General features: G+C 73.9%; 1 protein-coding gene. It reads left to right on the top strand.

The annotated features are described in order from the left end of the window. Positions 1 to 1,857: ATP-binding cassette domain-containing protein (locus tag ACLQ26_RS22280; RefSeq protein WP_425746248.1), on the top strand; the 1,857-nt coding region annotated here is incomplete at its 5' end. Between the last annotated feature and the right edge of the window lie 98 nt (positions 1,858 to 1,955).

Genomic DNA, 1,955 nt, shown 5'->3' with positions numbered 1-1,955 from the left:
ACCGGCACCGGCACCGGCACCGGCACCGGCACCGGCACCGGCACCGGCACCGGCACCGGCACCGGCACCGGCACCGGCCCGGACGCCGGCCGCACCGGCCCGGACGTCGTTCGCACGGGCGCGCGCACCGCCGGCACCGGCCCGGCGGTGCGGGCCGACCCGCCGCCGTTGCCACAGGTCCCGCCGGCCCGCACGTTTCGGGAGATCATCCGGCTCTGCACAAACGATCCCCGGTACGGGTTGACGTCGGTGGTCCTGTTCCTCGTGCTCGGCCTGCTCGGGCTGGACGGCCCGCTGCTGCCGTGGCTCTGGGCCGACCTGGTCGACGGGACCGGCAACCCGTACCTGCCGGCGCTGGGCATCGTGGCCGGGCTGCTGGTCACCCTGCCGCTGCCGCTGTACACCTACGTCTGGTTTCCCCACTGGTGGGTGCGGCAGATGCTGCGGATCGGCCTGCGCCTGGTGCACGGCCAGACCGGCCCACGTCGGGTCAGCTCGCACACCCCGGCGGAGGTGGTGGCGCAGGGCGGTGACACCGAGCGCGTGGTGCAGCTCGCCGACAACGTGGTCGACCAGGCGGTCGCGCTGGGCCTGGTGATCGCCATGACGGCGATCAGCGGCAGCGTCGTACCGGGGCTGTTCTTCCTCGGCACGATGGTCGTCTCCGGGCTGGCCGCGACGCTGTTCGGCCCGGAGCTGGAGCGTGCGGCCCGGGCGACGGTGACAGCGCGGGCGGCCTTCGCCACCGCCCTGGTCGCCGCGCTCTCCGCGGCGCGGACGGTGAAACTCGCCGGCGCGACGGCTGCGGTGTTGCGTCACCTGGCCGACCTGGACGCGCTGCGCAGTGCCCGGCAGCGACGGGAGATCTCGGTGCAGGTGTGGTCCCGGTCGACGCCGTCGATGGCCAGTGGCCTGCTGCCGATCGGCGCGTGGGCGCTCTACCTGGGCGGCGAGCTGTCGGCCGGCGCGGTGCTGGTGGCCGTCTCCACGCTGGGCGCGGCCCGGTGGTTCGCCTGGACCACCGCGTCGTTGATCTCGCAGCTGCCGTCGGCACGGGTGTGGACCCGCCGGACGGTGGCGATGACCGGCGTGGGCGCGTACACGGTGGCGGTGCCGGGGGTCGACCTGGCCGCCGGTACGGCGCCCGCGCCGACGTCGCCACCCCGGCACCCGCTGCGCCGGTTGGAGTTGCGCGGCTTCTCGGTGGTGCACTCCGACGGCACGGTCGCCGTCCGGGACGTGGACCTGACGGTGCAGCGCGGGCAGTTGGTCCTGGTCGTCGGGCCGGTCGGGTCGGGCAAGTCCTCGCTGCTGCGGGCGCTGGCCGGCATCGTGCACCACACCGGAGAGCTGTCGTGGAACGGCGACCCGGTCACCGAGCCGGAGCTGTTCCTGCGCCCCAACCAGGTCGGCTACGTCGGTCAGTTGCCCCGTGTGCTGTCCGGCACGGTGGCCGACAACATCGCGCTCGGCCACCAGGTGGACGCGGCCGGCGCGGTCAGCACCGCCCAGCTCGACCACGACCTGGCCGTCGCCGGCGGTGGGCTGGGTCTGCTCATCGGGCACAAGGGCACCCGACTCTCCGGCGGTCAGCTTCAGCGGTTGGCGCTGGCCCGGGCGCTGGCGCCGCGTACCGAACTGCTTGTCGCCGACGACGTGTCGTCGGCGCTGGACGTCACCACCGAGCTGGCGCTGTGGCGGGCGCTGCGGGCGCACGGGGTGACAGTGGTCGGCTCGACCGCGAAGCGGGCCGCGTTGGTCCGCGCCGACCACGTGGTGGTGTTGCACGCCGGGACGGTGGCGGCGCAGGGCACCTGGCGGGAGCTGGAGGGCGACTGGTCGCACCTGGCCGGCTGACGGTCGGGGGGGGGGGCGAGGGGAGACGCCCCCCCACCCCCACAGGCGCCCACAAGACGAGAAAAAAAAAAAAAAAACCACCAAACAAAAAACAAAAA

It is taken from the genome of Micromonospora sp. DT43, from assembly GCF_049841645.1.
In the GTDB taxonomy this organism is placed as follows: domain Bacteria; phylum Actinomycetota; class Actinomycetes; order Mycobacteriales; family Micromonosporaceae; genus Micromonospora.
This window is presented reverse-complemented; position numbering and strand designations above follow the sequence as displayed.